Origin of the sequence: Intrasporangium sp., assembly GCF_039812505.1 — a bacterium.
Classification (GTDB): domain Bacteria; phylum Actinomycetota; class Actinomycetes; order Actinomycetales; family Dermatophilaceae; genus Intrasporangium_A.
The window spans coordinates 1-3,134 of sequence record NZ_JBDIAQ010000248.1; the positions used below are offsets into that span (position 1 = coordinate 1).

4 protein-coding genes are annotated in these 3,134 nt (G+C 71.0%); 2 read left to right on the plus strand and 2 right to left on the minus strand.

Translation table 11 applies throughout. The annotated features are described in order from the left end of the window. Positions 1–176 precede the first annotated feature (176 nt). Together WMI84_RS17785 and WMI84_RS17790 are read right to left on the minus strand one after the other, a co-directional pair. Positions 177–980, minus strand: coding sequence for a thioesterase family protein (locus WMI84_RS17785; protein WP_347355107.1), 804 nt, complete (start codon positions 978–980; stop codon positions 177–179). Further along, positions 977–1,183: a hypothetical protein gene (locus WMI84_RS17790; RefSeq protein WP_347355108.1), complete on the minus strand. Its 207-nt coding sequence runs from the start codon at positions 1,181–1,183 to the stop codon at positions 977–979. Before WMI84_RS17790 ends, WMI84_RS17785 begins: the two co-directional genes overlap by 4 nt. Positions 1,184–1,268: 85 nt before the next feature. On the opposite strand from WMI84_RS17790, the gene WMI84_RS17795 reads away from it, so the two are divergent. Together WMI84_RS17795 and WMI84_RS17800 are read left to right on the plus strand one after the other, a co-directional pair. Further along, complete coding sequence (locus tag WMI84_RS17795; RefSeq protein ID WP_347355109.1) at positions 1,269–1,769, plus strand: helix-turn-helix domain-containing protein; 501 nt, start codon at positions 1,269–1,271, stop codon at positions 1,767–1,769. 133 nt (positions 1,770–1,902) lie between these two features. Continuing rightward, positions 1,903–3,134 (plus strand): MFS transporter (locus WMI84_RS17800; protein ID WP_347355110.1); only part of this gene is annotated, 1,232 nt, incomplete at its 3' end.

The following is a 3,134-nucleotide window of genomic DNA, read 5'->3' on the forward strand; positions in this document are numbered from 1 at the left end:
GTAGCACGTCCTGCTCGTCATCGACGCCGGTGAGGTCGCGCCCCGGCAGTACCGGCACACCGGCGCGTTCCAACAGCTCTCGCGCGGCGAGTTTCGAACCCACAAGGTCGATCGCCTCCGGGCTCGGGCCGGCTCGGGCATCCTACGGCTCGCCGCCGCGGGTGGAACCCGGACCGTCAGGTCCTGGGCGCGACGAGAAGTGGCTGGCTGACGACGGCGACCAGGCCGTCGGGGTCCGACACGTTCGCCTGGGCGACTCCGGTGCCGATCCCGGACAGGTGCGTCTGCGCGGCAAGGTGGATCCAGGGTCCCACCGGGGGCCGGAGGACCGTCAGGGACAGCGTCGGCGGCACGAAGAGCCAGTCCGCGATCGGCAGCTCACCGGAGATGCCGTTGGTCGAGTCGACGACGATCGCCAGCCGCGGGATAGGCGAGGTGTCCTCGCCCTCGACCAGCGGGATGCGGACCCGGGCCCAGACGCTGCCTGGCCCGGGCTCGGCATAGGAGCCCTCGACGAAACGCCACTCCACCGCTCGTCCGTACCCCCACGTCCGGCTCACTCCGGGGAAGTAGACCTGGGGTTGGGCCGGCGGCAGGGTGGGAGGCGCAGCCAGGTGCGTGCGAGCGGGCGAGCGGCCGCGTTCGGCGCGGATGCGCCAGGCCGTCGCGGTCACCGCGAGTTGACCCCCGGCCCAGAGCGAGGCTTCGACCATCTCGACGCGCCTGCCCGGCCGGACGACGCGGGCGGTGACGCGGACGCGGCCTTGCGGGATGGGGCCGAGCATGTCGCTGGTCAGGCGGGCGATCGGCATGTCGGGATCCGGTCGGGTCTGCTCGATCGCGCGTGCCAGCAGCCCGGCCGGTGGCCCGCCGTGCTGCATCTGCTCATCCCATGGGCTCGCGGTGGCCGGCGTCGACTCGAACTCGTCCGGCCCGACCTTCCGGTAGAACGCCGGGTCCGTGGTGGAGGCGGCCATCATTCGGCGTGCTGCGCCATTGTCGAGCGCACCGTGAAGTGCCGGTCCATCACCAGTGCCGTCGGCTCGGGTGCGGAACTGACCACGAGATTGTCGTCGGCCGGGGCGCCGGCATCGGCGACCAGGATGTCGCAGACCTCCCCCGCGATCGCCTCACGGTCAGGTATGGCGCTGCAGGCAAGGATGTCGAGGTGTACCAGCGGCATTGGGGATCCTCTCGAGGTTGGACTTTCTTAAAGAGAGTTATAGAGTGAGGCCCCGACGGGTCAAAGTCAAGGAAGGGTGGACAGGATGCCACTGCGGTCGGACTGGTCCGGCGAGTTCTGCCCGATTCGCCGTTCCCTGGATGTGCTGGGCGACGGCTGGGTCCTGCTCATCGTCCGCGACGTGCTGCAGGGCAAGGGGCGCTTCGACGAGCTGCGCGAGAGTCTGGGCATCTCCGAGGCCGTGCTGAGCCGGCGCCTGCACGCGATGCTCGATGCCGGTCTGCTCGTGCGCGTCGACTACCACCGGGGCGGGAGGACCAGGCAGGGCTACGCAGCGACCGAGGCAGCCGCCGAGCTGTTGCCGATCCTTCAGCAGCTGGCCGTCTGGGGGGAACGACACACGCGTATGCCGCCGGGCGGGGGCCACATGGCGATGGTCCATGACGCGTGCGGCAACGAGACGACCCAGGGCCAGACGTGCAGCGCCTGTGGGCAGGTGCTCGTCCCGGACCAGATGACCTGGGTCAAGCCGTGGAAGAACGCCCGCGACACGCTCGTCCCGGCCGGCGTGCTCGCCGACGCCTGACCAGACGGGTCACGACCTCGCCCGTATCGCCCCACACGGTCCGCAGCAGGCCGAGGATCGTCTCGCCAAGGGCGCACGCATACCCGGCTGACGCACGGCACCGGCCACACGGACCTTCGAGAAGGCGAACCCAATGACCCACCCCATCCGACCTGAACACGTCGCCCCCGCGCGGCTGCACCCTGCCTGGATCGTCGCGGCGGTCGCGTTCCTGGCCCTGATCGGGGCAGCCGGATTCCGCGCGGCGCCCGGGGCGCTCATGGTTCCGCTGCAGGACGAGTTCGGCTGGTCGACGAGCGTGATCTCCCTGGCCGTCGGTGTCAACCTGTTGCTCTACGGCCTGACCGCGCCGTTCGCGGCCGCGCTGATGGACCGGTTCGGGGTACGGCAGGTCGTCGCTACCGCGTTGAGCGTGGTAGCGATCGGCGCCGGGGGCAGCGTCTTCATGACCGCCTCGTGGCAGCTGCTGGTCTTCTGGGGCGTCCTGATCGGGCTGGGCACCGGCTCGATGGCGCTCGTGTTCGCCGCCATCATCTCGAACCGATGGTTCTACCGGCGCCGCGGGCTGGTGATGGGGGTCCTGACGGCCGGCTCGGCAACCGGGCAGCTCATCTTCCTGCCCGTGGTCGCCCATCTTGCCGACAGCGTCGGCTGGCGACCGGCCTCGCTGGTGATCGCGGCGGCCGCGCTGGCCGTGGCCCCCGTGGTGTGGCTGGTGATCCGCGACCACCCGGAAGACCGCGGGGCGCTCCCGTACGGCGCGGACGCCTCGTACACCGCGCCCGCCCGGGCCGCGGGCGGCGCCGCGCGGCGTGCCCTGGAGAGCCTGGCGTTCGCATCACGCAGCCGGTCGTTCTGGGCCCTGGCGAGCGCGTTCGCAGTCTGCGGCGCCACCACGAACGGGCTGATCGGCATCCACTTCATCCCTTCGGCGCACGACCACGGCATGCCGGCCACGACTGCAGCCGGCCTGCTCGCGGTCGTCGGCATCTTCGACATCGCCGGGACCATCGCCTCCGGCTGGCTCACCGACAAGTTCGACCCACGCAGACTGCTGGTCCTCTACTACGTCTTCCGCGGGGCCGGCCTGCTCCTGCTGCCGCAGCTGCTCGCGGCCACCGTCCACCCCAGCATGGTGCTGTTCATCGTCATCTACGGCCTCGACTGGGTCGCCACCGTGCCCCCCACCGCCGCACTGTGCCAGGAGATCTTCGGCGAGCGCGGCACCATCGTGTTCGGCTGGGTGTTCACCGCACACCAGATCGGAGCGGCCACCGCCGCCCTCGGTGCCGGGATCATCCGCGACACCTTCGGCTCCTACACCTACGCCTGGTGGGCCGGCGGAGCCCTCTGCGCGCTCGCAGC